The sequence below is a fragment of the Streptomyces sp. CB02009 genome, assembly GCF_001905825.1.
In the GTDB taxonomy this organism is placed as follows: Bacteria; Actinomycetota; Actinomycetes; order Streptomycetales; family Streptomycetaceae; genus Streptomyces.
Window position 1 is genome coordinate 221,166 of record NZ_LIVV01000005.1, and the last position, 22,066, is coordinate 243,231.

At 72.5% G+C, this 22,066-nt stretch carries 23 protein-coding genes; 16 read left to right on the forward strand and 7 right to left on the reverse strand.

Annotated elements, in window-relative coordinates:
• Positions 1–108: 108 nt before the first annotated feature.
• Positions 109–1,518: a hypothetical protein gene (locus AMK27_RS20460; RefSeq protein ID WP_073910135.1), complete on the reverse strand. Its 1,410-nt coding sequence runs from the start codon at positions 1,516–1,518 to the stop codon at positions 109–111.
• 321 nt (positions 1,519–1,839) lie between these two features.
• Here AMK27_RS20460 and deoC point away from each other — a divergent pair, with 321 nt between their 5' ends.
• From deoC to AMK27_RS20475, 3 genes are read left to right on the forward strand one after another with little or no spacing between them, the layout of a single operon-like run.
• Complete coding sequence (gene deoC / locus AMK27_RS20465; RefSeq protein WP_073911843.1) at positions 1,840–2,799, forward strand: deoxyribose-phosphate aldolase; 960 nt, start codon at positions 1,840–1,842, stop codon at positions 2,797–2,799.
• Positions 2,800–2,804: 5 nt separating this feature from the next.
• Positions 2,805–4,241, forward strand: a complete 1,437-nt coding sequence (locus AMK27_RS20470; protein WP_073910137.1) for an aldehyde dehydrogenase family protein — start codon at positions 2,805–2,807, stop codon at positions 4,239–4,241.
• Positions 4,234–5,127, forward strand: coding sequence for an aldehyde dehydrogenase family protein (locus tag AMK27_RS20475; RefSeq protein ID WP_073910139.1), 894 nt, complete (start codon positions 4,234–4,236; stop codon positions 5,125–5,127). The genes AMK27_RS20470 and AMK27_RS20475 overlap by 8 nt, the downstream gene beginning before the upstream one ends.
• 270 nt (positions 5,128–5,397) lie before the next feature.
• Here the strand turns inward: AMK27_RS20475 and AMK27_RS20480 are convergent, their stop codons facing one another.
• Positions 5,398–6,132, reverse strand: a complete 735-nt coding sequence (locus tag AMK27_RS20480) for a TetR/AcrR family transcriptional regulator (RefSeq protein WP_073910141.1) — start codon at positions 6,130–6,132, stop codon at positions 5,398–5,400.
• A 114-nt stretch (positions 6,133–6,246) separates the two neighbouring features.
• Between AMK27_RS20480 and AMK27_RS20485 the strand changes: the two genes are divergently transcribed.
• On the forward strand, positions 6,247–6,837 hold the full coding sequence (locus AMK27_RS20485) for an NADPH-dependent FMN reductase (RefSeq protein ID WP_073910143.1): 591 nt from the start codon (positions 6,247–6,249) through the stop codon (positions 6,835–6,837).
• Positions 6,838–6,840: 3 nt separating this feature from the next.
• A complete protein-coding gene (locus AMK27_RS20490) occupies positions 6,841–8,373 on the forward strand; it encodes an MDR family MFS transporter (protein WP_073910145.1) in 1,533 nt (510 codons plus the stop codon).
• On the opposite strand, the gene AMK27_RS20495 is transcribed toward AMK27_RS20490, so the two are convergent.
• Positions 8,306–8,704 carry a hypothetical protein gene (locus AMK27_RS20495; protein WP_073910147.1) on the reverse strand — a complete coding sequence of 133 codons (399 nt, stop codon included), beginning with the start codon at positions 8,702–8,704 and terminating at the stop codon, positions 8,306–8,308. The two genes, AMK27_RS20490 and AMK27_RS20495, sit on opposite strands and share 68 nt — an antisense overlap.
• A gap of 52 nt (positions 8,705–8,756) precedes the next feature.
• Here AMK27_RS20495 and AMK27_RS20500 point away from each other — a divergent pair, with 52 nt between their 5' ends.
• A complete protein-coding gene (locus AMK27_RS20500) occupies positions 8,757–9,452 on the forward strand; it encodes a uridine kinase family protein (RefSeq protein ID WP_073910149.1) in 696 nt (231 codons plus the stop codon).
• Positions 9,453–9,610: 158 nt separating this feature from the next.
• Here AMK27_RS20500 and AMK27_RS20505 read toward each other — a convergent pair whose 3' ends face one another.
• The gene (locus AMK27_RS20505) at positions 9,611–10,333 is read right to left on the reverse strand and encodes a SigE family RNA polymerase sigma factor (protein ID WP_073910151.1); all 723 of its coding nucleotides are present in this window, start codon (positions 10,331–10,333) and stop codon (positions 9,611–9,613) included.
• Positions 10,334–10,503: 170 nt separating this feature from the next.
• Between AMK27_RS20505 and afsQ1 the strand changes: the two genes are divergently transcribed.
• The 5 genes from afsQ1 (at position 10,504) to AMK27_RS20530 (ending at position 14,278) form a co-directional block, all read left to right on the forward strand.
• On the forward strand, positions 10,504–11,181 hold the full coding sequence (gene afsQ1 / locus AMK27_RS20510) for a two-component system response regulator AfsQ1 (protein ID WP_017239746.1): 678 nt from the start codon (positions 10,504–10,506) through the stop codon (positions 11,179–11,181).
• The gene (locus AMK27_RS20515; RefSeq protein ID WP_073910153.1) at positions 11,178–12,707 is read left to right on the forward strand and encodes a sensor histidine kinase; all 1,530 of its coding nucleotides are present in this window, start codon (positions 11,178–11,180) and stop codon (positions 12,705–12,707) included. Before afsQ1 ends, AMK27_RS20515 begins: the two co-directional genes overlap by 4 nt.
• Entirely contained in the window at positions 12,704–13,312 is a 609-nt protein-coding gene (locus tag AMK27_RS20520; protein ID WP_073910156.1) for a hypothetical protein, read from the forward strand. Before AMK27_RS20515 ends, AMK27_RS20520 begins: the two co-directional genes overlap by 4 nt.
• A gap of 93 nt (positions 13,313–13,405) precedes the next feature.
• On the forward strand, positions 13,406–13,987 hold the full coding sequence (locus AMK27_RS20525; protein ID WP_073910159.1) for a VanZ family protein: 582 nt from the start codon (positions 13,406–13,408) through the stop codon (positions 13,985–13,987).
• A 90-nt stretch (positions 13,988–14,077) separates the two neighbouring features.
• Positions 14,078–14,278 (forward strand): PspC domain-containing protein, encoded by a 201-nt coding sequence (locus AMK27_RS20530; protein ID WP_073910162.1) that lies wholly within the window; start codon positions 14,078–14,080, stop codon positions 14,276–14,278.
• A gap of 84 nt (positions 14,279–14,362) precedes the next feature.
• On the opposite strand, the gene AMK27_RS20535 is transcribed toward AMK27_RS20530, so the two are convergent.
• Together AMK27_RS20535 and AMK27_RS20540 are read right to left on the reverse strand one after the other, a co-directional pair.
• Positions 14,363–14,734, reverse strand: a complete 372-nt coding sequence (locus AMK27_RS20535) for a hypothetical protein (RefSeq protein ID WP_073910165.1) — start codon at positions 14,732–14,734, stop codon at positions 14,363–14,365.
• A gap of 173 nt (positions 14,735–14,907) precedes the next feature.
• A complete protein-coding gene (locus AMK27_RS20540) occupies positions 14,908–16,062 on the reverse strand; it encodes an adenosine deaminase (protein WP_073910168.1) in 1,155 nt (384 codons plus the stop codon).
• Between the two features lie 105 nt (positions 16,063–16,167).
• Between AMK27_RS20540 and AMK27_RS20545 the strand changes: the two genes are divergently transcribed.
• The 3 genes from AMK27_RS20545 (at position 16,168) to AMK27_RS20555 (ending at position 18,858) form a co-directional block, all read left to right on the forward strand.
• Positions 16,168–16,941 (forward strand): GNAT family N-acetyltransferase, encoded by a 774-nt coding sequence (locus tag AMK27_RS20545; RefSeq protein WP_107425632.1) that lies wholly within the window; start codon positions 16,168–16,170, stop codon positions 16,939–16,941.
• Between the two features lie 4 nt (positions 16,942–16,945).
• Positions 16,946–17,989 carry a S66 family peptidase gene (locus tag AMK27_RS20550; protein WP_073910171.1) on the forward strand — a complete coding sequence of 348 codons (1,044 nt, stop codon included), beginning with the start codon at positions 16,946–16,948 and terminating at the stop codon, positions 17,987–17,989.
• Between the two features lie 92 nt (positions 17,990–18,081).
• Positions 18,082–18,858, forward strand: coding sequence for an alpha/beta hydrolase (locus tag AMK27_RS20555; protein WP_073910174.1), 777 nt, complete (start codon positions 18,082–18,084; stop codon positions 18,856–18,858).
• Here the strand turns inward: AMK27_RS20555 and AMK27_RS20560 are convergent.
• Positions 18,844–19,857, reverse strand: coding sequence for a LysR family transcriptional regulator (locus AMK27_RS20560; protein WP_241847564.1), 1,014 nt, complete (start codon positions 19,855–19,857; stop codon positions 18,844–18,846). The genes AMK27_RS20555 and AMK27_RS20560 overlap by 15 nt on opposite strands.
• Positions 19,858–19,919: 62 nt before the next feature.
• Here AMK27_RS20560 and AMK27_RS20565 point away from each other — a divergent pair, with 62 nt between their 5' ends.
• A complete protein-coding gene (locus tag AMK27_RS20565; protein ID WP_073910180.1) occupies positions 19,920–21,203 on the forward strand; it encodes an MFS transporter in 1,284 nt (427 codons plus the stop codon).
• Positions 21,204–21,280: 77 nt separating this feature from the next.
• Positions 21,281–21,988, forward strand: a complete 708-nt coding sequence (locus AMK27_RS20570; RefSeq protein ID WP_073910183.1) for a L,D-transpeptidase — start codon at positions 21,281–21,283, stop codon at positions 21,986–21,988.
• Positions 21,989–22,066 lie beyond the last annotated feature (78 nt).

Consider the following 22,066-nt stretch of genomic DNA (forward strand, 5'->3'; position numbering starts at 1 on the left):
CGGGTGGTGCTGGTGGTGCTGGTGCCGCAAGGTGCGGGTGGAGCGGGTGGTGCGGGTGCCGCAAGGAGCGGCTGGTGCGGCTGCCGCGGGGCGCGGTGCGCCGGCGGGTCAGACGCGGGCCGCCGCGTACCGGCGGCGCAGGACCACGAAGCCCAGGCCCGCGGCGGCGAGCGAGGCCCCGGCACCGGCCGCGAGCAGCGCGGTGCCGTCGTCCTCGGTGCCGAGCTCGGCACCGGCGGCGACCGCGCCCTTGGGGATGACGGAGGTCTGACCGGCGTGGGTGGTGACGCCCGTTCCGGTGCCGCTGCCGGTACCCGTGGCCGTGCCGGTGCCCGCGGTGCCGTTCGACGTACCGCCCGGGGCCGTCTCGAACGTGCAGCCCTTCGGCAGCTTCGGGAAGGCGTGCGTGGCGCCCTTGGCACCCGGGCCGCCCTCGACCTGGGTGAAGAGCGACGGCGTGGCGCTCTGCGGGTCGATGATCCGGCCGACGAAGCCGACGCTCTTCGGCAGCGACGGGTGCGCCCGGTCGACCATCGCGAAGACCTGGTCCTTGCCGTTGTCGTCGGCGGTGCTGAACTCGGCCAGCGGACCCTGCCGGGTCATGAACAGCTCGGCCTTCGTGCCCGCGCCGATGGCGACGGTACGGCTGACCGTGCACGTGCCGAGGACGACGGTGGACCCGCCGGTGCCCGGCCCGGTCTGCGTGCCGCCCGCGGCGACCGGCTGCGGGGCGCCCTGCTTCGACGCACCGGGGACGTACGCGGCGAACTGCCCGTCCTGCTCCAGGACGACGACGGCCTTGCCGAAGGTCCAGACGGAGCGGACGCCGGTCACGTAGGTGTAGCCGCGGCCCTTGCCGTTCTCGATCAGCTGGAGGCCGAAGCGGCCGTCCTTCCTGTCGAGCTGGACGACGGTCCCGTCGGCGAGGCGGTAGGTGCCGGGCTTGGGTCCCGCGATGTTGCCGGCCCAGTTGTGGGTGGTGCCGTCCGGGTTGAGGACGAAGAACTCGCCGTTGTCCTGGCCGGCGGCGGAGCGGGTGACGGCCTCCAGGACGCCGACCGGGTGGCCCTCGCGGAACAGCTCGGCGCGGTGGTTCTGCGCGTTGACCTTGTAGATCCTGGCGACGGTGCCGGTCAGGAGGGTCTCGGTGCGGACGAGGGTGCCCTGCGCGGTGCCGCCGGCCGTGACGCTCTCGGGACCCTCGGCGCCCTCGGAGCCCGCGTCGCCCTTCTGGGGCTTCGCACCCGCATCGCCCCGCACACCCTTCGCGTCCTTCGCGTCCTTCACGCCCTTCGCGGTCTTCACCGCGTCCGTGGCGTCCGTGCCGCCCTCGGCCGGAACCTCGTCGGACGGCTTGACGTCGGCGGACCGTACGCCGGACGAGGCCGGCGAGGTGGTCGCGGGCGCGGCGGTGACCGGTCCGTCGGCGGCGAAGGCGGTGCCCGCCGCCACGGCGGGGGTGAGGGCGACGCCCGCGACGAGGGCGGTGGTGATGGCGGTGCGAAGGGCGGTGCGCATAACGACTCCTGGAGATCAGGCAGGTGGATAGTGAGTCGCATGCCGCTTTTTCTCAGTCCGTTCGGGGGGTTCGGCGAGGTCTGGCCGGCTGCTGGGAAAGAATCTATTGATCTTGCATTCAGGACGTGTCCACTCCATGTCACGGGCCTGTGACAGGCCTCCCCGCACCCTCCCCGCCCGCCCTGCCGGCGCCCTCCCCTCACCCTCCCCGCACCCTCCCGGCGCACGCACCACGCCGACCGCCCGGCTGTGACCTCGGGCTCTGTGAAGCCCCTCCCCTGTACAGGTCGCTACGCGCGTAGATATGCTCGACTGGTGACCATGCCCACCACTGCATCCGCAGCATCCGCATTCGCCGACGTGACCGCGTCCGACGGTGCGCTGCGCCGCTTCCTCCACGGGCTGCCCGGCGTCGACGCCGTCGGCCTGGAGGCGCGCGCCGCGTCCCTCGGCACCCGCTCGATCAAGACCACGTCCAAGGCGTACGCCATCGACCTGGCCATTTCCATGATCGACCTGACGACGCTCGAAGGCGCGGACACCCCGGGCAAGGTCCGGGCGCTCGCCGCCAAGGCCGTCCGTCCCGATCCGACCGACCGCTCGACCCCGACGACCGCCGCCGTCTGCGTCTATCCGGACATGGTGGCCACCGCCAAGGCCGCCCTCGCGGGCTCCGGCGTCAAGGTCGCCTCGGTCGCCACCGCCTTCCCGGCCGGCCGCGCGGCGCTCCCCGTGAAGCTCGCCGACACGGCGGACGCCATCGCCGCGGGCGCCGACGAGATCGACATGGTCATCGACCGTGGCGCCTTCCTCGCCGGCCACTACCTGCAGGTCTTCGAGCAGATCGCCGCGATCAAGGCGGAGTGCGGCGACCGCGCCCGCCTCAAGGTGATCTTCGAGACCGGCGAGCTGTCCACGTACGACAACATCCGCAGGGCCTCCTGGCTCGGCATGATGGCCGGCGCGGACTTCATCAAGACCTCGACCGGCAAGGTCGCGGTCAACGCCACCCCGGCCAACACCCTGCTCATGCTGGAGGCCGTGCGCGACTTCCGCGCCCAGACCGGCGTGCAGATCGGTGTGAAGCCGGCCGGCGGCATCCGGAACACCAAGGAAGCGATCAAGTTCCTGGTTCTCGTCAACGAGACCGTGGGTGAGGACTGGCTGGACAACCACTGGTTCCGCTTCGGTGCCTCCAGCCTGCTCAACGACCTGCTGATGCAGCGCCAGAAGCTGGCGACCGGCCGTTACTCCGGCCCCGATTACGTGACGGTGGACTGATCAACATGGCATCTGCATTCGAGTACGCACCGGCGCCCGAGTCCCGGTCCGTCGTCGACATCGCCCCGAACTACGGCCTGTTCATCGACGGCGAGTTCGTCGAGGCGGCCGACGGCAAGGTCTTCAAGACCGTCTCCCCCGCCACGGAGGAGGTCCTCTCCGAGATCGCCCAGGCGGGCGCCGAGGACGTCGACCGTGCGGTGAAGGCGGCCCGCAAGGCGTTCGAGAAGTGGTCGGCGCTGCCCGGCTCCGAGCGGGCGAAGTACCTCTTCCGCATCGCCCGGATCATCCAGGAGCGCAGCCGCGAGCTGGCCGTCCTGGAGACGCTGGACAACGGCAAGCCGATCAAGGAGACGCGCGACGCGGACCTCCCGCTGGTCGCCGCGCACTTCTTCTACTACGCGGGCTGGGCCGACAAGCTCGACCACGCGGGCTACGGCGCGAACCCCCGCCCGCTCGGCGTGGCCGGTCAGGTCATCCCGTGGAACTTCCCGCTGCTCATGCTGGCGTGGAAGATCGCCCCGGCGCTCGCGACCGGCAACACGGTCGTCCTGAAGCCGGCCGAGACGACCCCGCTGACCGCCCTGTTCTTCGCGGACATCTGCCGCCAGGCGGGGCTGCCGAAGGGCGTCGTCAACATCCTTCCCGGGTACGGGGACACGGGCGCCGCGCTGGTCGAGCACCCCGACGTGAACAAGGTCGCCTTCACCGGTTCGACCGCCGTCGGCAAGGCCATCGCGCGGTCGATCGCCGGCACCGACAAGAAGGTCACCCTGGAGCTGGGCGGCAAGGGCGCGAACATCGTCTTCGACGACGCCCCGATCGACCAGGCCGTCGAGGGCATCGTCAACGGCATCTTCTTCAACCAGGGCCAGGTCTGCTGCGCGGGCTCGCGCCTCCTCGTCCAGGAGTCGATCCAGGACGAGCTGCTCGACAGCCTGAAGCGCCGCCTGAGCACCCTCCGCCTCGGCGACCCGCTGGACAAGAACACCGACATCGGCGCCATCAACTCCTCGGAGCAGCTGGCGCGGATCACCTCGCTGGTGGAGCAGGGCGAGGCGGAGGGCGCCGAGCGCTGGACCGCCGCGTGCGACATCCCCGAGGCCGGTTACTGGTTCGCCCCGACGCTCTTCACGAACGTCACCCAGGCGCACACGGTCGCCCGCGACGAGATCTTCGGCCCGGTCCTGTCGGTGCTGACCTTCCGTACACCCGACGAGGCCGTCGCGAAGGCCAACAACAGCCAGTACGGCCTGTCCGCCGGCATCTGGTCGGAGAAGGGCTCCCGCATCCTGGCGGTCGCCAACAAGCTCCGCGCCGGTGTCGTCTGGGCCAACACGTTCAACAAGTTCGACCCGACCTCGCCGTTCGGCGGTTACAAGGAGTCGGGCTTCGGCCGCGAGGGCGGCCGTCACGGTCTGGAGGCCTACCTCGATGTCTGACGTGACCCGTCTTGGCGTCTTCAAGACCTACAAGCTGTACGTCGGGGGCAAGTTCCCCCGCTCCGAGAGCGGCCGGGTGTACGAGGTGACGGACTCCAAGGGCAAGTGGCTGGCGAACGCTCCGCTGTCCTCCCGCAAGGACGCCCGTGACGCGGTCGTCGCCGCCCGCAAGGCCTTCGGCGGCTGGGCGGGCGCGACCGCGTACAACCGCGGCCAGATCCTCTACCGCGTCGCCGAGATGCTGGAGGGCCGCCGGGACCAGTTCGTCCGCGAGGTCGCGGACGCGGAGGGCCTGTCGAAGTCGAAGGCGGCCGCGGTCGTCGACGCGGCGATCGACCGCTGGGTCTGGTACGCGGGCTGGACGGACAAGATCGCCCAGGTCGTGGGCGGTGCGAACCCGGTCGCGGGCCCGTACTTCAACCTCTCCACGCCCGAGCCGACCGGTGTCGTCACGGTCGTGGCGCCGCAGGACTCGTCCTTCCTCGGCCTGGTCTCGGTGATCGCCCCGGTGATCGCCACGGGCAACACGGCGGTCGTCATCGCCTCGGAGAAGTCGCCGCTCCCCGCCCTCTCCCTGGGCGAGGTGCTCGCCACCTCCGACCTGCCGGGCGGTGTCGTCAACATCCTCTCGGGCAAGGCCGCGGAGATGGGCCCGCACCTGGCGGCCCACCAGGACGTCAACGCGATCGACCTGACGGGCGCGACCGGGGGCGACCTCGCCCGCGACCTGGAGATCGCGGCGGCGGACAACCTGAAGCGCGTCCTGCGCCCGCGCACCGAGGACTTCGCGGAGTCCCCGGGCACGGACCGCATGACGGCGTTCCTGGAGACGAAGACCGTCTGGCACCCGACGGGTTCGCTGGGCGCGAGCGGCTCCTCGTACTAGGCCGTCTCTTTCGGATCTTGCCGGTCAAGCCCGTGTCGTCCGGTGCCTGGGGCCTCCCCAGGCCCGCCAGGGCCGAGGGGACGCATCGCAAGGCGGAGAGGCTCCCGCGTACTGGGCGTACTCGGGTGTCTCGACAACGCGGCGAGGTGCGGTGCCGGGCGGCACGGGTCAGGCAAGATCCGGAAGAGACGGCCTAGCCGCCACCGGACCGCTTCGGCCTGCCGAGCGGTCCGGTACGACAGGCCCCCGGGTGCTCCCGGGGGCCTGTCGTCATGCCCGGCCGCGTTCCACGAGCCCCGCCACGCCGTCGAGCACGCAGTCGAGTCCCGTCTCGAACTGCCAGGCCGCGTCGTCCTTGCGCGCGGCCCCCCGCGTGTACCGCCGGTAGGTCGGGTAGCGCCCGGTCTCCATCAGGTACGACATCTGCGGGGCGAGCCCCCGGCGCGTGTCGTCGGCGCTCTGCCAGCCCTGTTCCTCCATGTACCGGCGCAGCGCGGCCTCGGACTGCGTGGCCCCGTGGACGTAGGCGTTGACCGCCCGGAACGCGGCCATCATCGTGTCGACGTCGAGCCCGAGCCCGTCGAGTGAGGCCAGCTGGCGCTCGGCCGCCGCCATCCGGGCCGGGGTGAGCGCGAAGAGCGGCGCCGGCATGTGGGCGAGCCAGGGGTGGCGCAGCATCATCTCCCGGGTCCGCAGCGCGTACGCGCGGAGCGTCTCCCGCCAGCCGGTGACCTCGTCCGCCGGTGCCAGCTCGCCGGAGACCCGGTCGATCATGAGCGCCCACAGCTCGTCCTTGCCGTTGACGTGCCGATAGGCGGCCATGGGCGCGACGCCCAGTTCGGTGGCGACCTTCCGCATGGTCACGGCGGCGAACCCCTCGCGGTCCGCGATGCCGATCGCGACCTCGGCGATCCTCCCGGCGCTGAGGGACGCCCGCGGTGCCGCCGCGGGCCGCTCCAGGCGCTCCCACAGCGAGACGTCGTCCGTCTCTTCCTTCTTCGGCACTGGGGCCTCCCTCTCTCGCGTACAGCGTATGCCTTGTGGACGCCGTACACATCGGCGTGTACGTTGTACACCAGTCGGTGTACGCCGTACACAACGATGTTCCAGGGGGAACCCATGACCGCTCCGCTGCACCTCGCCGTGATCCAGGGCTCGACCCGCGACGGCCGCCTCGGCCCCGTCGTCGCGAAGTGGCTGCTCCACCACGCCGCCGACCGCCCGGACCTGACCACCGATCTGATCGACCTGGCCGAGACCCCGCTGCCGACCGTCTTCCCGCACCTCGGCCAGGCCCCCGAGCGCGCCGAGGACCGCGCCCTGCTCGCCGCCGTGTCACCGCGCCTGGCCGCCGCCGACGCCTTCGTCGTGGTGACCCCCGAGTACAACCACAGCTACCCGGCCTCCCTGAAGAACGCGATCGACTGGCACCACCGCGAATGGCAGGCGAAGCCCGTCGGCTTCGTCTCCTACGGCGGCTTCTCCGCCGGCCTGCGCGCCGTCGAGCACCTGCGGGCCGTCTTCGCCGAACTCCACGCCGTCACCATCCGCGAGACGGTCGGACTCCAGGGCGTCTGGTGCCAGTTCGACGAGAACGGCCGGGCCGTCGACCCGGCCACCGACACCGCGGCGAAGGCGATGCTCGACCAACTCGCCTGGTGGGGCGAGGCGCTGCGCGACGCCCGCGCGAACAAGCCTTACGCGGCTTGAGCCATGACGACCGCTCAGACCACCGAACCGGACACCCGCATCCCCTACCTGGGCATCACCGGACTCATGCTCGGCGTCGTCCTCGCGACCCTCGACGGCACGATCGTCGGCACCGCCCTCCCCACCATCGCGGGCGAACTCGGCGGCCTCGACCGGCTGTCCTGGGTCGTCACCGCCTACCTCCTCACCGCCGCCGTCGCCACCCCGCTCTGGGGCAAGCTCGGCGACCTCCGCGGCCGCAAGGGCGCCTACCTCTCCGCCGTCGGCGTCTTCCTCGCCGGATCGGTCCTCTCCGGCCTCGCGCAGAGCATGGGCCAGCTCATCGCCTTCCGCGCCCTCCAGGGCATCGGCGCCGGCGGCCTGATGGTCGGCGCCTTCGCCCTCATCGGCACCCTGGTGGCCCCGAAGGACAGCGCCCGGGTCCAGGGAGTCACCGGGGCGATGCTGCCGGCCGCCTTCGCCGGCGGCCCGCTCCTCGGCGGCCTCCTCACCGACCACCTGAACTGGCGCTGGGCCTTCTACGTCAACCTGCCCGTCGGCCTCGCCGCCCTGCTGATCGTCTCGCTCCGGCTACGCGTACGGACCCCGCGCGTCCGGGCCCGCGTCGACTGGGCGGGAGCCCTGCTGCTGACCACCGGGGTCCTCGCGCTGACCCTGCTCGCCGGCTGGGCCGGCACCGCCCACGCCTGGACCTCGCCCCGGATCCTCACCCTGGGCGCGCTCGCGGTCGTGGCGCTCGCCTGGTTCGTCCGGGTCGAGCGGCGCGCCGAGGAGGCCGTCATCCCGCCCCGGCTCTTCCGCACCCGCAACTTCACGCTGGCGCAGATCCTGAGCCTCCTGGTCGGCGCGGGCATGATCGCCGTCCTGAACTACCTGCCGCAGTACCTGCAGTTCGCCCGCGGACAGTCGTCCACGGCGAGCGGACTGCTGCTGCTCCCGCTGATGCTCGCCATGGTCGCCGCGCAACTGGGATCGGGCCGGATCATCGCCAGGACCGGCCGCTACCGGATGTACCCGATCCTCGGCGGCGCGCTGATGACGGCGGGCGCGCTCGCCCTGCTGCTGCTCGACGTGGACACCCCCGTCGCCGTCGCCTCCGGGCTGACCGTGGTCGTCGGCGCGGGCATGGGCCTCCTCATGCAGGCCACGCTGCTCGTCACGATGTACGGCGCCGAGCCGCGCGACATGGGCGCGGCCAGCGGCACCGTCACCCTCGTGCGGACGCTCGGCGGCTCGCTCGGCGTGGCCGTCCTCGGCGCCGTGTTCACCGCGCGCCTCGACGGGGCCGACACCCGTCTGACCCCGGCACAGGCCCTGCGGCTGCCGGAGCCGGCCCGGGAGGGACTGGCGGCGGCCGTGACGAGCGGGGTGCACGGGGTGCTGCTCGGCACGGCACTGGTCGCCGCCCTGGCCTTCGCCGTGGCCTGGCTCGTACGGGACACCGCGCTGGATCCCGGAACCGGCTCCGCTAGCCGAGCAGCCCCCGGGTCAGCGGACCGGCCACCGGCAGATCGGCGACTGCCCCGCCCTTCGTGATGTGGTCGGTGACCAGGTTGGTGCCCACCGGCTTGAAGTCGGCGATCTGGGTGCCGAGGCCGTTGTCGAGCGGGTCGACGCCGGTGTTGGCCAGCGGGTCGAGCTGGAGCCGGGTCAGCGGGCCGATCCCGTGGGTGACACCGGAGAGCGCACCCGCACCGGCCGCGGTCGCGTCCGTCCTGGTCAGCGAGTCGACGGGCAGCGGCACCGGGGCCACGGCCTGCGCCGCCGCACCGGCGCCGAGCACCGCGGCGCCCGCCGCCGTGACGGTGAGCCCTGCCGCGAGCAGGGCGCTGCGACGGGTGCTCCGGGGTTCTGCGTGACGCGCCATGATGATCCTTCCGAGGGGTGACCGGGCGAGCACCGACAGTAGTTGAGGTGTGATGCTCGATACCAACGGGCTTCCTCGGGGGTCCCCTGCACGGGGGAATGCTTCACACTGGTGTCCCGTGAGTTCCCAACCGATCCCGACCCGTGTCGTCCTGCTCGCGGGCCCCTCAGGCTCCGGCAAGTCGTCCCTCGCCGCCGTCACCGGCCTCCCGGTCCTGCGCCTCGACGACTTCTACAAGGAGGCCGGCGACCCGACCCTCCCTCTCGTGGAGGGCAGCGCGGACATCGACTGGGACTCCCCGGGGTCCTGGGACGCGGACACCGCCGTCGCCGCCATCGTCGAACTGTGCAGCACCGGACGGACCGACGTCCCCGTGTACGACCTCGCCACCAGCTCCCGGGTGGACCGCGAGCGGCTGGACATCGGACGCACGCCGCTGTTCGTGGCGGAGGGGATCTTCGCGGCCGAGATCGTGGCCCGCTGCCGTGAGCTCGACGTCCTCGCCGACGCGCTCTGCCTGCGCGGCCGCCCCTCGACGACCTTCCGCCGCCGGCTCGCCCGCGACCTGCGCGAGGGCCGCAAGTCGGTCCCGTTCCTGCTGCGCCGCGGCTGGCGGCTGATGCGCGCGGAGCGGGCGATCGTCGCCCGCCAGTCGGAGCTGGGCGCGCACCCCTGCGCCAAGCCGGAGGCCCTGGGCCGCCTGGCAGCCGCGGCCGCGGGCCGCCATCGCACCCCCGCCGCGAGCTAAAAGCCGAGAGCCGAGAGCCGGGAAAACACGACGCGGGTCGTACGGGCCCCCCAGCCCGTACGACCCGCGTCGCCTTCCCCGTACCCCCGTACGGTTCCCCCGTGCTCCCCCGACGGCTCCGTTTCCCCCGTAGCCCCCGTGGGTCTTTCCCCCAGCCTTCAGGCCACCAGCTCGCCGAAGGACTCCTCCTCGTCACGTCCGAAGCTGAGCACCTCGTCCTCGCGCAGTCGCCGCAGCGACCGCCAGATGCTCGACTTCACCGTGCCGACACTGATGTCCAGGATCTCCGCGATCTCCGGATCGGTACGGCCCTCGTAGTAGCGCAGCACCAGCATCGTCCGCTGGAGCTCGGGCAGCCGGGCCAGCGCCTGCCACAGCACCGCGCGCAGCTCCGTGCCGCGCATCGCGTCCGTCTCGCCCACCGTCTCCGGCAGCTCCTCGGTCGGGTACTCGTTCAGCTTGCGCCGGCGCCAGGCGCTGATGTGCAGATTGGTCATGGTGCGGCGGAGGTACCCGCCGACCGCGGCCTTGTCACTGATCCGCTCCCAGGCGCGGTACGTGGAGAACAGTGCGCTCTGGAGCAGGTCCTCGGCCTCGAACCGGTCACCGGTGAGGTGGTAGGCGGTGGCGTACAGGGAGGCACGACGCTCCTGGACGTAGGCCGTGAACTCGGCCTCCGAACAGTTGCGCTCCCCCGTGACCTCCCCGTACGCCGCTCCCCCGTCAGCAATGGCCACCATGTACGGCGCCTTGCGCTGACGCCCGACGCTGCGAACGCACCCCCGCCCGTTCGTGACAACGCCGGACTTCTCCGTGCTCCGCACGACGTCGTGGAGACGCGTGACTACTGCGCTTGAGGTGGTGCTGTGCAGTGCGTTCATCCGGCGCCCCCCGTCGGTTGGAGTGTGTTTCGGTCCGTGTGCAATGAAGCTTGCCCATCGGACTTCATGGCGTTGTCCGCCGACTGTCACAGGCGTGTCACAGGGGCCCGTCCAGAAGCGCGCCTCCCAGCGGTCGAACTCGGACGGCCGAATGCGACAGAATGCTGCCCGTGCCTTTTCTGTTGCTGATCGAGGACGACGACGCCATCCGCACGGCCCTCGAACTCTCCCTGTCGCGGCAGGGCCACCGGGTGGCCACCGCCGCGACCGGTGAGGACGGCCTCCAGCTGCTGCGCGAGCAGCGGCCGGACCTGGTCGTGCTCGACGTCATGCTGCCCGGCATCGACGGCTTCGAGGTCTGCCGGCGGATCCGCCGCACGGACCAGTTGCCGATCATCCTGCTGACCGCGCGCAGCGACGACATCGACGTGGTCGTGGGCCTGGAGTCCGGAGCCGACGACTACGTCGTCAAGCCGGTCCAGGGCCGCGTCCTCGACGCCCGGATCCGGGCCGTACTCCGGCGCGGGGAACGGGAGTCGACGGACTCGGCGACCTACGGCTCGCTGGTGATCGACCGCTCCGCGATGACGGTCACCAAGAACGGCGAGGACCTCCAGCTCACCCCGACCGAGCTGCGGCTGCTCCTGGAACTGAGCCGACGGCCCGGACAGGCGCTCTCCCGGCAGCAGTTGCTGCGGCTCGTCTGGGAGCACGACTACCTGGGCGACTCGCGGCTCGTCGACGCCTGCGTGCAGCGGCTGCGCGCCAAGGTGGAGGACGTGCCGTCCTCGCCGACGCTCATCCGTACCGTGCGCGGGGTCGGCTACCGGCTGGACGTTCCTGCGTGAGCAAGGGGATCGTCACGCGGCTGCGCCTCTCCAGCCTGCGGCTGCGTCTTGTCGTCGTCTTCGCCCTGGTCGCGCTCACCGCGGCCGTCGCCGCCTCCGGCATCGCGTACTGGCTGAACCGCGAGGCGGTGCTGACGCGCACCCAGGACGGGGCGCTCAACGACTTCCGGCAGGAGATGCAGAACCGGGCGGCGACGCTTCCGCTCCGGCCCACGCAGGACGACCTGCGGCGGACCGCCGAGCTGATGGCGACGGGCAGCGCCAACTACCAGGTGCTGCTGCTCGGCGAGCGGGACGCGGGCAAGCCGATCGTCGGCGCCTCGGACCCGGACGACTTCACCCTGGCCGACGTGCCGCGCTCGCTGCGCGAGGCCGTGGACACGGAACGGCCGGTGACGGAGGCCAACCCGTACCCGTACCACCTGTTCTGGCAGCGTACGGAGCGGAACGGGACGCCGTACCTGGTCGGCGGCACGCGCGTCGACGGCGGCGGGCCCGCCGGCTACATGTTCAAGTCCCTGGCCGCGGAGAAGGCGGATCTGAACTCGCTCGCCTGGTCGCTCGGGATCGCGACCGCCCTCGCGGTGGCCGGGTCCGTGCTGCTCGCGCAGGTCGCGGCGACCACCGTGCTGCGCCCGGTGCACCGGCTCGGCGAGGCGGCCAAGCAGCTCGGCGAGGGCAAGCTCGACACCCGGCTGCGGGTCACCGGCGCCGACGAACTGGCCGACCTCACGCGGACGTTCAACAGCGCGGCCGAGTCACTGCAAAAGAAGGTCGCGGACATGAGCGCCCGCGAGGAGTCCTCCCGGCGGTTCGTCGCCGACATGTCGCACGAGCTGCGGACCCCGCTGACCGCGCTCACCGCCGTCACGGAGGTCCTCGAGGACGAGCAGGACTCCCTCGACCCGATGATCGCCCCGGCCGTCGCCCTGGTGGTCAGCGAGACCCGGCGGCTGAACAACCTGGTCGAGAACCTGATGGAGGTGACCCGCTTCGACGCGGGCACCGCCCGGCTCGTCCTCGACGAGGTGGACATCGCCGACCAGATCACCGCGTGCATCGACGCGCGCGCGTGGCTCGACGCGGTCGACCTGGACGCCGAGCGCGGCATCGTGGCGCCGCTCGACCCGCGCCGGCTCGACGTGATCCTGGCGAACCTGATCGGGAACGCGCTGAAGCACGGCGGTTCGCCGGTCCGGGTCTCGGTGCGCACCGAGGACGACGAACTGGTCATCGCCGTACGCGACCACGGCCCCGGCATCCCCGAAGAGGTGCTGCCGCACGTCTTCGACCGCTTCTACAAGGCGAGCGCCTCCCGGCCCCGGTCCGACGGCAGCGGGCTCGGCCTGTCGATCGCCATGGAGAACGCGCTGATCCACGGCGGTTCCATCACCGCCGACAACTCGGTCGGCGAGGACGGTGCGGTGGACGGCGCGGTGTTCGTGCTGCGGCTGCCGCTCGACGCGTCGGGGATCACCCGCGAGGTGCAGACCCGCAGCAGCCAGGGCGAGGTGGAGGAAGCGTGAGACGCCGCATCGTGGGGCGTACGGCCGTGACGGCCGGACTCGTCGCAGTCACCGCGCTGATCGGCGGCTGCGGGATCAGGACCACATCGGTCCCGGTGGACGCGGGCGCGGCCCCGTCCCGGGTCCCGTGCAGTGTCACCCAGGACGGGACGACCGGCACGCCGGTGCAGGGCGTGCCGGTGCGGGTGTTCCTGGTCTGCGGCTCGCAGCTGGAGGCGGTGGACCGGCGCTCGCTGCCGGAGGAGAAGGCGGGCGGCGACCCGGTGCGCACGGCGTCGGGGCTGCTCGCGCAGCTGCTGGCCGAGCCCTCGGAGAGCGAGCAGCGGGCCGGGTACACGACGGCGGTCCGCGGTCCGCTGGTGGTGGGCCGCGGCCACAAGGGCGACCCGGCGGGCACGCTGCGGCTGAGCCGCCAGCCGGAGGACCTGGCGCCGACCGCCCTGTCGCAGCTGGTCTGCACGTTCGCGGCGAGCTCGGCGGGGGCGGGCGGCCAGACGGTGCTGCTGGCCGGGCCTGGCGCGTACCCGCCGAAGCGCTACCGCTGCACGACCGAGCTCCGCGAACGCCCGGAATCCACCCCGCCCACGGCCCCGGCCCCGGGCTGACGCCCCCGGCCGGGGGCGGGGCGGCGCCGGGCGCCCGGGCGGCGGTTCCGCCCGGGCGGAACCGGAATCGCTGTTCGGGGCGTCTTGGGGGGCGTGCAGCGTCAAGGTTCGGGCGGCAGTGCCGCCGTGGTCGTCCGCGTGGCGGGGTTCGCCCTCCTCCTCGCGCATCTGCTGCTCGTCGCCTGGCTCAGCCTGCGCCCACGGGACGTCGCCTGGGTCACCGCGCCGAACATCGTCCCCCTCGACGGCCTCCGCGCCGACCTGGCCCTCGGTACCGCCGAGGCCGTCCGGCTGATCGGCGAGGGACTGCTGCTCCTCGCCCCGCTGGGGGTCCTGCTGCCGATGGCCGACGGACGGCTCCGTGTCTCCGGGTGGGCCTCCCTCGCCCGGACGACCGCCGCGGGCGCGCTGGTGTCCCTCGCCGTGGAACTGCTGCAGACCGCCGTGCCCGGTCAGGTCGTGGACGTGGACTCGGTCCTCCTGAACACCGCCGGGGTGGCGCTGGCGCACCTCCTCTTCGTCCCGGCCGGCCGCACCTGGCTGCGCCGCAGGTCGGACGGGGGGCGGGCGGAGTCCTCCGCGGGGAGCACGCCGGGCCGGGGTGCGGCCCTGCTCAGGAACGAGGGGTCTCAGGGTGCGACCCCGACGATTCCCAGGGTCCCGATCGCCCGGTAGACCGACGCCCCGGAGGGTCCTCCGGCGGCACCATGGAGTCATCGGGAGCCCGAAGGAGCGGCTCCCGGACCGACTCCGAAGGAGCCCACCATGGCCGCACTGACCCGCCCTCGTGACGGACGCGTGATCGGCGGAGTGTGCGCGGGCCTGGCCCGGCGCTTCGGCATCTCCGCGAACACGATGCGTCTGATCTTCCTGGTCTCGTGCCTGCTGCCCGGCCCGCAGTTCCTGATCTACCTCGGCCTGTGGATCTTCCTGCCGGACGAGCGGAAGGCCACCAGCGCCTGGTGACACGGCCACGCCGAAGGGGCGCGTGCCCGGGAGACCGGGTGCGCGCCCCTTCGGCGTACGGAGAGCCGGGTACGGCCCCCGGGGTCAGCCGATCGGCAGGCCGCCGGCGCCCAGCGGCAGGCCGCCGAGGAGGCCGCCCAGCGGGGTGGCGCCGAGGCCGCCGGCGGCGGCGTCGAGCGGGAGGTTCTGGGTGGCCTGCCCGGCGGCGGCCGGAAGGGTCTTCACGCCCTGGTCGAGACCCTGGCCGAGGGCGCCCTGGCCGGCACCGAGGGACTCGGCCGCGCCGTCGGGGAGCGTGGTGAGGTCGTCACCCAGCGGAACGGCCTTGGTCACCGTGCCCACAGCGTCGGCGTTGAGCGGCAGGGACGGCGCGGCGGAGGCCGTGCCGGCGGCGGCAGCGGCGAAAGCGGCACCGAGAGCGGCGACACCGAGCTTCTTGGCGGCAGACTGCTTCATCTGAAAATCTTCCTTGGGGAATCCGGGGGCTTCCGGGAAAGCCGGACGGGGAAATCCTGGGAATGCAGAGCGGCTCTGCAACCTAACCAGTGATCGACCTGTCCGCAAACACCGGAAAGCGGCCGGGTGTCGTACTCCTCCCGGCCGCCCGGTTCCCCTCCGCGGGGTGGTGTTCAGCCGGTCTGGCGGGAAGAGTCGCTGGTCGTGGCGGTCTGCTGGAACAGCCATTCGGACTTCAGCTCGGCGTATCCGGGCTTGATGACCTCATTGATCATGGCCAGGCGTTCATCGAAAGGAATGAACGCTGATTTCATCGCATTGACCGTGAACCACTGCATGTCATCGAGCGTGTAATCGAATGCCTCGGTCAGCAGCTCGAATTCGCGGCTCATGCTGGTCCCGCTCATGAGCCGGTTGTCCGTGTTGACCGTGGCCCGGAAGTGCAGCGTGCGGAGCAGCCCGATGGGGTGCTCGGCGAACGAGGCCGCGGCACCGGTCTGGAGGTTGGAGGACGGGCACATCTCCAGCGGGATCCGCTTGTCGCGGACGTAGGCGGCGAGCCGGCCGAGGGTCACCGAGCCGTCGTCGGCGACCTCGATGTCGTCGATGATCCGGACACCGTGCCCGAGCCGGTCGGCGCCGCACCACTGGAGCGCCTGCCAGATCGACGGCAGCCCGAAGGCCTCGCCCGCGTGGATCGTGAAGTGGTTGTTCTCCCGCTTGAGGTACTCGAAGGCGTCGAGGTGCCGGGTGGGCGGGTAGCCGGCCTCGGCGCCCGCGATGTCGAAGCCGACGACGCCGGTGTCGCGGTACCGGTTGGCGAGCTCGGCGATCTCCAGGGCGCGGGCGGCGTGCCGCATCGCGGTGAGCAGGGCGCCGACCCGGATGCGGTGCCCGTTGGCCCTGGCCTGCCGCTCACCCTCGCGGAAGCCCTCGTTGACGGCCTCGACGACCTCCTCCAGGGAGAGGCCGGCCTCCAGGTGCTGCTCGGGGGCGTAGCGCACCTCCGCGTACACGACGCCGTCCTCGGCGAGGTCGACGGCGCACTCGGCGGCGACGCGGAAGAGGGCGTCACGGGTCTGCATGACGGCGCAGGTGTGCGCGAAGGTCTCCAGGTACCGCTCGAGGGACCCGGAGTCGGCGGCTTCGCGGAACCAGATGCCGAGCTTGTCGGGCTCCGTCTCGGGGAGCTGCTGATAGCCCTGCTCCCGGGCGAGTTCGATGATCGCGCCGGGGCGCAGTCCACCGTCGAGGTGGTCGTGGAGCAGCACCTTCGGGGCACGGCGGATCTGGTCCGCGGTGGGGACGCTGGGGGTCTGGCTCGTCATTTCCGCACTCTAGCCCCTACGCGCGTAGAGCGCGCCCCGTGGCGCCGCGTCCGTCCCGGGGTTTTTCAGGTGCGGCCCGGAATCGCGAACACCTAGCGTGGGCCCATGACTTCCGCGATCCCCGACGCCGAACTGCGGCGCATCCACGAGTCCTTCTCCGGCTTCCACCGACGTCAGGCGGACCGGGTCGTCGCGTTCCCCGGCGGCTTCGCCGCCCTCGACGACCGGTACACGCACTCCCGGGGCAACAACCACCTGGTGGTCGACGGCGCGACCGACCCCGAGGCCCTGCCCGCGCGGGCCGAGGAGCTGCTCGGCCACCTCGCGCACCGGCTCGTGTTCGTCGTCGACGACGAGGTCGCGGCCGCCTCCCGCGGGCCGCTGGAGCGGGCCGGCTACAGCCACGCGGCCATGTACCTGATGCGGCACACCGGTCCGGTCCCGGCGCACGGCGGGGCCCGGCAGGTGGGCCTGGAGGAGCTGCGCGCGCCGGCCACGGAGGCCTGGCACCGGTTCGCTCCGGGGGTGTCCGACGAGGAGGTCCACCAGCTGGTGGAGCGGCGGCGCGCCCGGCTGGGGGCCGCCGACGACGTACGGTTCCTCGCCTCGTACACCGAGGACGGCGAGGTGGCGTCGTGGGTCGACCTGTACCTCGACCCGGCGGCCGGGACCGCCCGGATCGAGGACCTGGTGACCGCAGAGGCGCACCTCGGGCGTGGCCATGCCGGAAGGGTCCTCGACACGGCGCTGCACCTGGCGGCCGAGGCCGGCTGCGACCTCCGCTTCCTGAGCGCGAACAAGGAGAAGTGGCCGCACCGCTGGTACGGGCGGAAGGGCTTCGTCGTCGTCGACACCGTCCACACCTTCGAGAGGGGATAGCGGCATGCCGACACCTGTGCACCCGCCCAAGCCGCGGCCCGGCGACAAGGTCGCGGTCGTCTCCCCGTCGAGCGGCCTGCCGGGGCTCCTCCCGATGCCCTACGAGCTGGGTCTCGACCGGCTGCGGCGGGAGTTCGGCCTGGTCCCGGTCGAGTACCCGACCACACGCGCCTGGGGCTCGACGCCCCGGGACCGCGCCGCCGATCTGAACGCCGCGTTCGCCGACCCGGAGATCAAGGCCGTCATCGCCACCATCGGCGGCGAGGACCAGATCACCGTGCTCCCCCATCTGGACCGGGAGTTGATCCGCGCCCACCCGAAGCCGTTCTTCGGGTACAGCGACAACACCAACCTGCTGCTCCTCCTGCGCAACCTCGGCGTCGTGAGCTACCACGGCGGCTCGGTGATGGTGGAGCTCGGCCGGCCCGGGGCGCTCCACCCGCGGACGGCGGACTCCCTGCGGGCCGCGCTGTTCGGCTCCGGCCCGTACGAGCTGACGCCGTCGGCGGACGTCGGCGACGTCAACGGACGGTGGGAGGTTCCGGAGACCTTCGCGCGCGAACCGGTGATGGAGCCGGGCGAGGGCTGGTTCTGGCACCGGGCCGACCGGGTCGTCACCGGGACCGGCTGGGGCGGCTGCCTGGAGATCCTGGCCTGGATGCTGATGGCCGACCGGGAGATCCGGCCGGTCGAGGAGTACGCCGGGCAGGTGCTCTTCCTGGAGACCTCCGAGGAGATGCCGGGCGCAGACGAGGTGTACCGGATCCTGCGGAACATGGGAGAGCGCGGGCTGCTGCGGCAGTTCCCGGCCCTCCTGATGGCCCGGGCCAAGAGCTGGAGCTTCGAGCAGCCCCTCGGCGCGGAGGCCCGGGCCGCCTACCGGAAGGCCCAACGCGACGCGGTGCTCAGGGCGTTGGGCGAGTACGCGCCACAGACCATGGCGGTCTTCGACGTCGACTTCGGGCACACCGACCCGCAGCTGGTGCTCCCGTGCGGCGGCCCGATCCGCGTCGACGGCCCCGCGCGGCGCATCACCGTCACGTACTGAGTCCGGCCGGACGGGGGCGCCCCGCCGGGCGATACGTAACAGAGACCGCGCGTACGACTGGCGTACACCTCTCCTTCTGAGACTGTTCTGTCATGGCGCACTTCGCACTCGTGGGGCCGCCCGACTCCCGGAGACCCCGGCTCGGTCGGCCTGTTGGAGGTTCCCGCACGTCGGCGGCGGTGGGCGGCGTGGTGCTGCTCCTTCCGGACGGCGAGCCGGTGTCGGGGCGGCGGGCCTCCGTCCCGGCGCACGCGGCGATGCTGCCGCTCGGGCGCGGCCTGGTCCGGGCCGGCCGGTCCGAGGGGCTCGTCGCCCATGTGGTGCGCTACCGCGGACGCGGCTGGAACGGCACCGACGCCAACCTCGCCGCGGACGCCTCCTGGGCCGTCGCGGAGGCGGTACGGCGCTACGGCGACGTCCCGGTCTGCCTCGTCGGCCACGGCCTCGGCGGCCGGGCGGCGCTGCGGGCCGCCGGGCACGGCGCGGTCGGCGCGGTCCTCGCGCTGGCCCCGTGGCTGCCGGAGGACGACATGGCGGCGGAACCGGAGGCCGTACGGCAGCTGGTGGGCCGCCGGGTGCTGCTCGTGCACGGCACGAACGACGCCCGCACGGACCCGGAGTTGTCGTTCCGGTACGCCGAGCGGGCGAAGAAGGCGAACCGTGACACCTGCCGGTTCGAGGTGCACTCCGACGGTCACGCGCTGCGGCAGTACGCGGACGAGGTGCGGGCCCTGGCCGCCGACTTCGTGCTCGGCGCGCTCTTCGCCCGGCCGGTCGCCCGGCCGGTCGCCGACGCGATGGCCGCTCCCCCGCCGCTGGGCCTGCGGATGCCGCTCGCGGCGGGCTTCGGGGGCTCACTCCGCAGGTGAGGGCTCCACCGCGTCGGCCTCCGCCGGGAGCAGGGGCGCCGCGGGCTCCTTCGGGAGCAGATGGCCGCGCCTGCCGAGCAGGAACTTCTTGAAGGCGGCCACCGGGGCGGTGTCCGGGTGGCCGTCCAGCCAGGCGACGCCGATCTCGCGGACCGCGCGCGGTGCGGTGACGGTGAGTTCGACGACGCCCGGGCGCGGCACCGCCGGCGGGGGCAGCAGGGCGACACCGAGGCCGGCGGCGACGAGGCCGCGCAGGGTCTCGGCCTCCTCGCCCTCGAAGGCGATCCGGGGCTTGAAGCCGGCCTCCGCGCACAGGTCGTCGGTGATGCGGCGGAGCCCGTACCCCGGTTCCAGAGTCACGAAGGTCTCGTCGGAGGCCTCGGCGAGGCGGACGCGCTTGCGGCCCGCGAGCCGGTGGTCGTCGGGGACGACGAGCCGGAGCCGCTGCTCGTCGAGGCGCCGGGCGACCAGGTCGGGGGCGTCGGGCACCGGCGAGGTCAGGCAGAGGTCGAGGTCGCCGGCCCGGAGCCGTTCGATCATGGCTTCGCCGTAGTTCTGGACGAGGGTGAAGCGGATCCCCGGGTGGTCGACGCGGAAGGCGCGGATGAGGCCGGGGACGGTCTCGGAGCCCATGGTGTGGAGGAAGCCGAAGGCGACCCGGCCCGCGGTGGGGTCGGCGTCGGCCCGTACGGTGTCGGCGGCCCGCTCCACCTCGGCGAGGGCCCGTTCGGCGGCGGTGAGGAAGCGGCGCCCGGCGGGGGTGAGGGAGACCGTGCGGCCGCGGCGGGCGAAGAGGGTGACGCCGAGGTCCTGTTCGAGCCGGACCATCGCGCGGGAGAGCGTGGACTGCGGGACGCCCATCTCGGCCGCGGCCCTGGTCACGTGCTCGTGCCGGGCGACCGCGGCGAAGTACGCGAGCCGCGGGGCGAGCAGCAGTCCCATGTCTTCTTCGTTACTGTTCGGTGACAGGCGAGGCTGTGACCCGTACTCATGCACCATGGGAACGATTACAGCAGTTCCGTGCATTGGACGCATGAAGCGGGGCGTCCTACGTTCGAGACATGCCTCCCGCCAGTACCCAGGCGGCCGCCACCCACGCGTCCGCCGACACCCGCCCCGCCCCCGCCGACACCCGCCTCGCTCCCGGCGCCCCCGGCTACCGCCGGCTGAGCCTCGCGCTCTTCGCCGCCGGCCTCGCCGCCTTCGCGCTCCTCTACTCCACGCAGGCCCTCCTCCCGGCCATCTCGGCCGAGTTCGGCGCCACCGCCTCCGCCGCCTCCTGGACGGTCTCGGCCGCGACCGGCGCCCTCGCCCTGTGTGTGATCCCGCTCAGCGCCCTGTCGGAGCGCTTCGGCCGGCGCACGATGATGATCGCCTCCCTGTCGGTCTCGGTCGGCATCGCGCTCCTCGTGCCGCTCGCCCCCAACCTGGAGTCCCTGATCGCCCTCCGCGCGATCCAGGGCGCCGCGCTCGCCGGCCTTCCGGCCTCCGCGATGGCCTTCCTCGCCGAGGAGGTCCGGCCCAAGGCGCTGATCGCCGCGATCGGCCTCTTCGTGGCGGGCAACTCGATCGGCGGCATGAGCGGCCGTCTGGTGACCGGCTGGGTGGCCCAGATGTGGGGCTGGCGGGCGGGTCTGGCCGCCGTCGGCCTGACGTCCCTGCTGTGCGCGCTGGCCTTCCGGGCGCTGCTGCCGAAGGCGCGGCACTTCACGCCCGGCACCCTCAACCCGAAGGCGCTGGCCCGGACCGTGCGGACGCACCTCGCGGACCCGCTGCTGATGCGGCTGTACGCGATCGGCGCCCTGTTCATGACGGTGTTCGGCGCGGTGTACACCGTGATCGGCTACCGCCTGGTCGAGGCCCCGTTCTCGCTGCCGCAGGGCGTGATCGGCTCGATCTTCCTGATCTACCTGGTCGGTACGGTCTCCTCCGCCGCCGCGGGCCGGCTCGTCGGCCGGCTCGGCCGGCGCGGGGCGCTCTACCTGGCGGTCTCCACCACCGCCGCGGGCCTGCTCCTCTCGCTCTCCGACGCGCTGCCTGCGGTCCTCGCGGGCCTCGTCCTGATCACGGCCGGCTTCTTCGCGGGCCACGCGGTCGCCTCCTCCTCGGTGAGCCGGACGGCCACCACGGGCCGCGCCCAGGCCTCGGCGCTCTACCAGTCCGCGTACTACCTGGGCAGCAGCGCGGGCGGCACGCTCGGCGCGATCGCGTTCCACGCGGGCGGATGGGCCGGGACCGTCCTGATCGGTCTCGTCGCGGTCCTCGGCGTCGTCTCGGTGACCCTGTACGGCACCCACAGCGCGCGCGTGGAGGCACGGCAGGGACGGCTCGCCGCGTCCTGCTGATTCCGGCCGGATCCCGTGCAACTGAGTCGCTCCCCCGGACGTCCTGACAGATAGGACTCAAGGGGGAGTTGACGATCATGAAGAGATTCACGGGGCGCATAGCCAGACGAGCCGGTCTCGCGGCGGGCCTCACCTCACTGGTGCTGCCGATGACGATCGCGCTCGGTGCGGCTCCGGCGCAGGCGGCGTCCTGCAACGTGACGACGGGCCCGTACCAGAAGCAGGTGGAGAAGTTCCTCGGCCGCACGGCCGACGGACGCCAGTCGCTCGCCGACTGCAAGGCCATCCAGGCCTTCCAGAAGAAGCACGGCATCACCCCGAGCGCGGGGTACGCCGGGACGATCACCTGGCGCACGATGAACACGATGAACCAGCAGAAGGCGGCCGGGTCCAACCCGAACAAGGACCGCAAGTGTCCGACCAACAGGGGCCGGATCGCCTGCGTCGACCTCACCCGCCAGCTCAGCTGGATCCAGGACGGCTCGCGCCTCAAGTACGGTCCCGTTCCGGTCCGCACGGGCAAGGACGGCACCGAGACCCGGACCGGGTCGAAGAAGATCTACATGCGGAACATCAACCACTGGTCGACGCTGTACCACGTCTCCATGCCGTACTCGCAGTTCTTCGACGGCGGCCAGGCGTTCCACTCGACCACGAAGTCCATGTGGAACCCGCCGGGCTCGGGCGGCTGCGTCAACATGACGTCGAAGGACGCCAAGGCGTACTGGGGCCTGCTCAAGAACGGCGACGACGTGTTCGTCTACGGGCGCAAGCCGGGAACCTGACCCCGACTGTCAGTCCGCTGCGGTAGCTTCCCTCTCACCGGCACCGAACGGGTGCCGGCGAGGGGTGAGTGGGGTGTG

Bases quoted from the DNA above. Each gene is read 5' to 3' on its own strand.
- AMK27_RS20460 (WP_073910135.1), bottom strand. From the start codon at position 1,518: ATGCGCACCGCCCTTCGCACCGCCATCACCACCGCCCTCGTCGCGGGC.
- deoC (WP_073911843.1), top strand. From the start codon at position 1,840: ATGCCCACCACTGCATCCGCAGCATCCGCATTCGCCGACGTGACCGCG.
- AMK27_RS20470 (WP_073910137.1), top strand. From the start codon at position 2,805: ATGGCATCTGCATTCGAGTACGCACCGGCGCCCGAGTCCCGGTCCGTC.
- AMK27_RS20475 (WP_073910139.1), top strand. From the start codon at position 4,234: ATGTCTGACGTGACCCGTCTTGGCGTCTTCAAGACCTACAAGCTGTAC.
- AMK27_RS20485 (WP_073910143.1), top strand. From the start codon at position 6,247: ATGACCGCTCCGCTGCACCTCGCCGTGATCCAGGGCTCGACCCGCGAC.
- AMK27_RS20490 (WP_073910145.1), top strand. From the start codon at position 6,841: ATGACGACCGCTCAGACCACCGAACCGGACACCCGCATCCCCTACCTG.
- AMK27_RS20495 (WP_073910147.1), bottom strand. From the start codon at position 8,704: ATGGCGCGTCACGCAGAACCCCGGAGCACCCGTCGCAGCGCCCTGCTC.
- AMK27_RS20500 (WP_073910149.1), top strand. From the start codon at position 8,757: ATGCTCGATACCAACGGGCTTCCTCGGGGGTCCCCTGCACGGGGGAAT.
- AMK27_RS20505 (WP_073910151.1), bottom strand. From the start codon at position 10,333: ATGAACGCACTGCACAGCACCACCTCAAGCGCAGTAGTCACGCGTCTC.
- AMK27_RS20530 (WP_073910162.1), top strand. From the start codon at position 14,078: ATGGCCGCACTGACCCGCCCTCGTGACGGACGCGTGATCGGCGGAGTG.
- AMK27_RS20535 (WP_073910165.1), bottom strand. From the start codon at position 14,734: ATGAAGCAGTCTGCCGCCAAGAAGCTCGGTGTCGCCGCTCTCGGTGCC.
- AMK27_RS20540 (WP_073910168.1), bottom strand. From the start codon at position 16,062: ATGACGAGCCAGACCCCCAGCGTCCCCACCGCGGACCAGATCCGCCGT.
- AMK27_RS20545 (WP_107425632.1), top strand. From the start codon at position 16,168: ATGACTTCCGCGATCCCCGACGCCGAACTGCGGCGCATCCACGAGTCC.
- AMK27_RS20550 (WP_073910171.1), top strand. From the start codon at position 16,946: ATGCCGACACCTGTGCACCCGCCCAAGCCGCGGCCCGGCGACAAGGTC.
- AMK27_RS20555 (WP_073910174.1), top strand. From the start codon at position 18,082: ATGGCGCACTTCGCACTCGTGGGGCCGCCCGACTCCCGGAGACCCCGG.
- AMK27_RS20560 (WP_241847564.1), bottom strand. From the start codon at position 19,857: ATGGTGCATGAGTACGGGTCACAGCCTCGCCTGTCACCGAACAGTAAC.
- AMK27_RS20565 (WP_073910180.1), top strand. From the start codon at position 19,920: ATGCCTCCCGCCAGTACCCAGGCGGCCGCCACCCACGCGTCCGCCGAC.
- AMK27_RS20570 (WP_073910183.1), top strand. From the start codon at position 21,281: ATGAAGAGATTCACGGGGCGCATAGCCAGACGAGCCGGTCTCGCGGCG.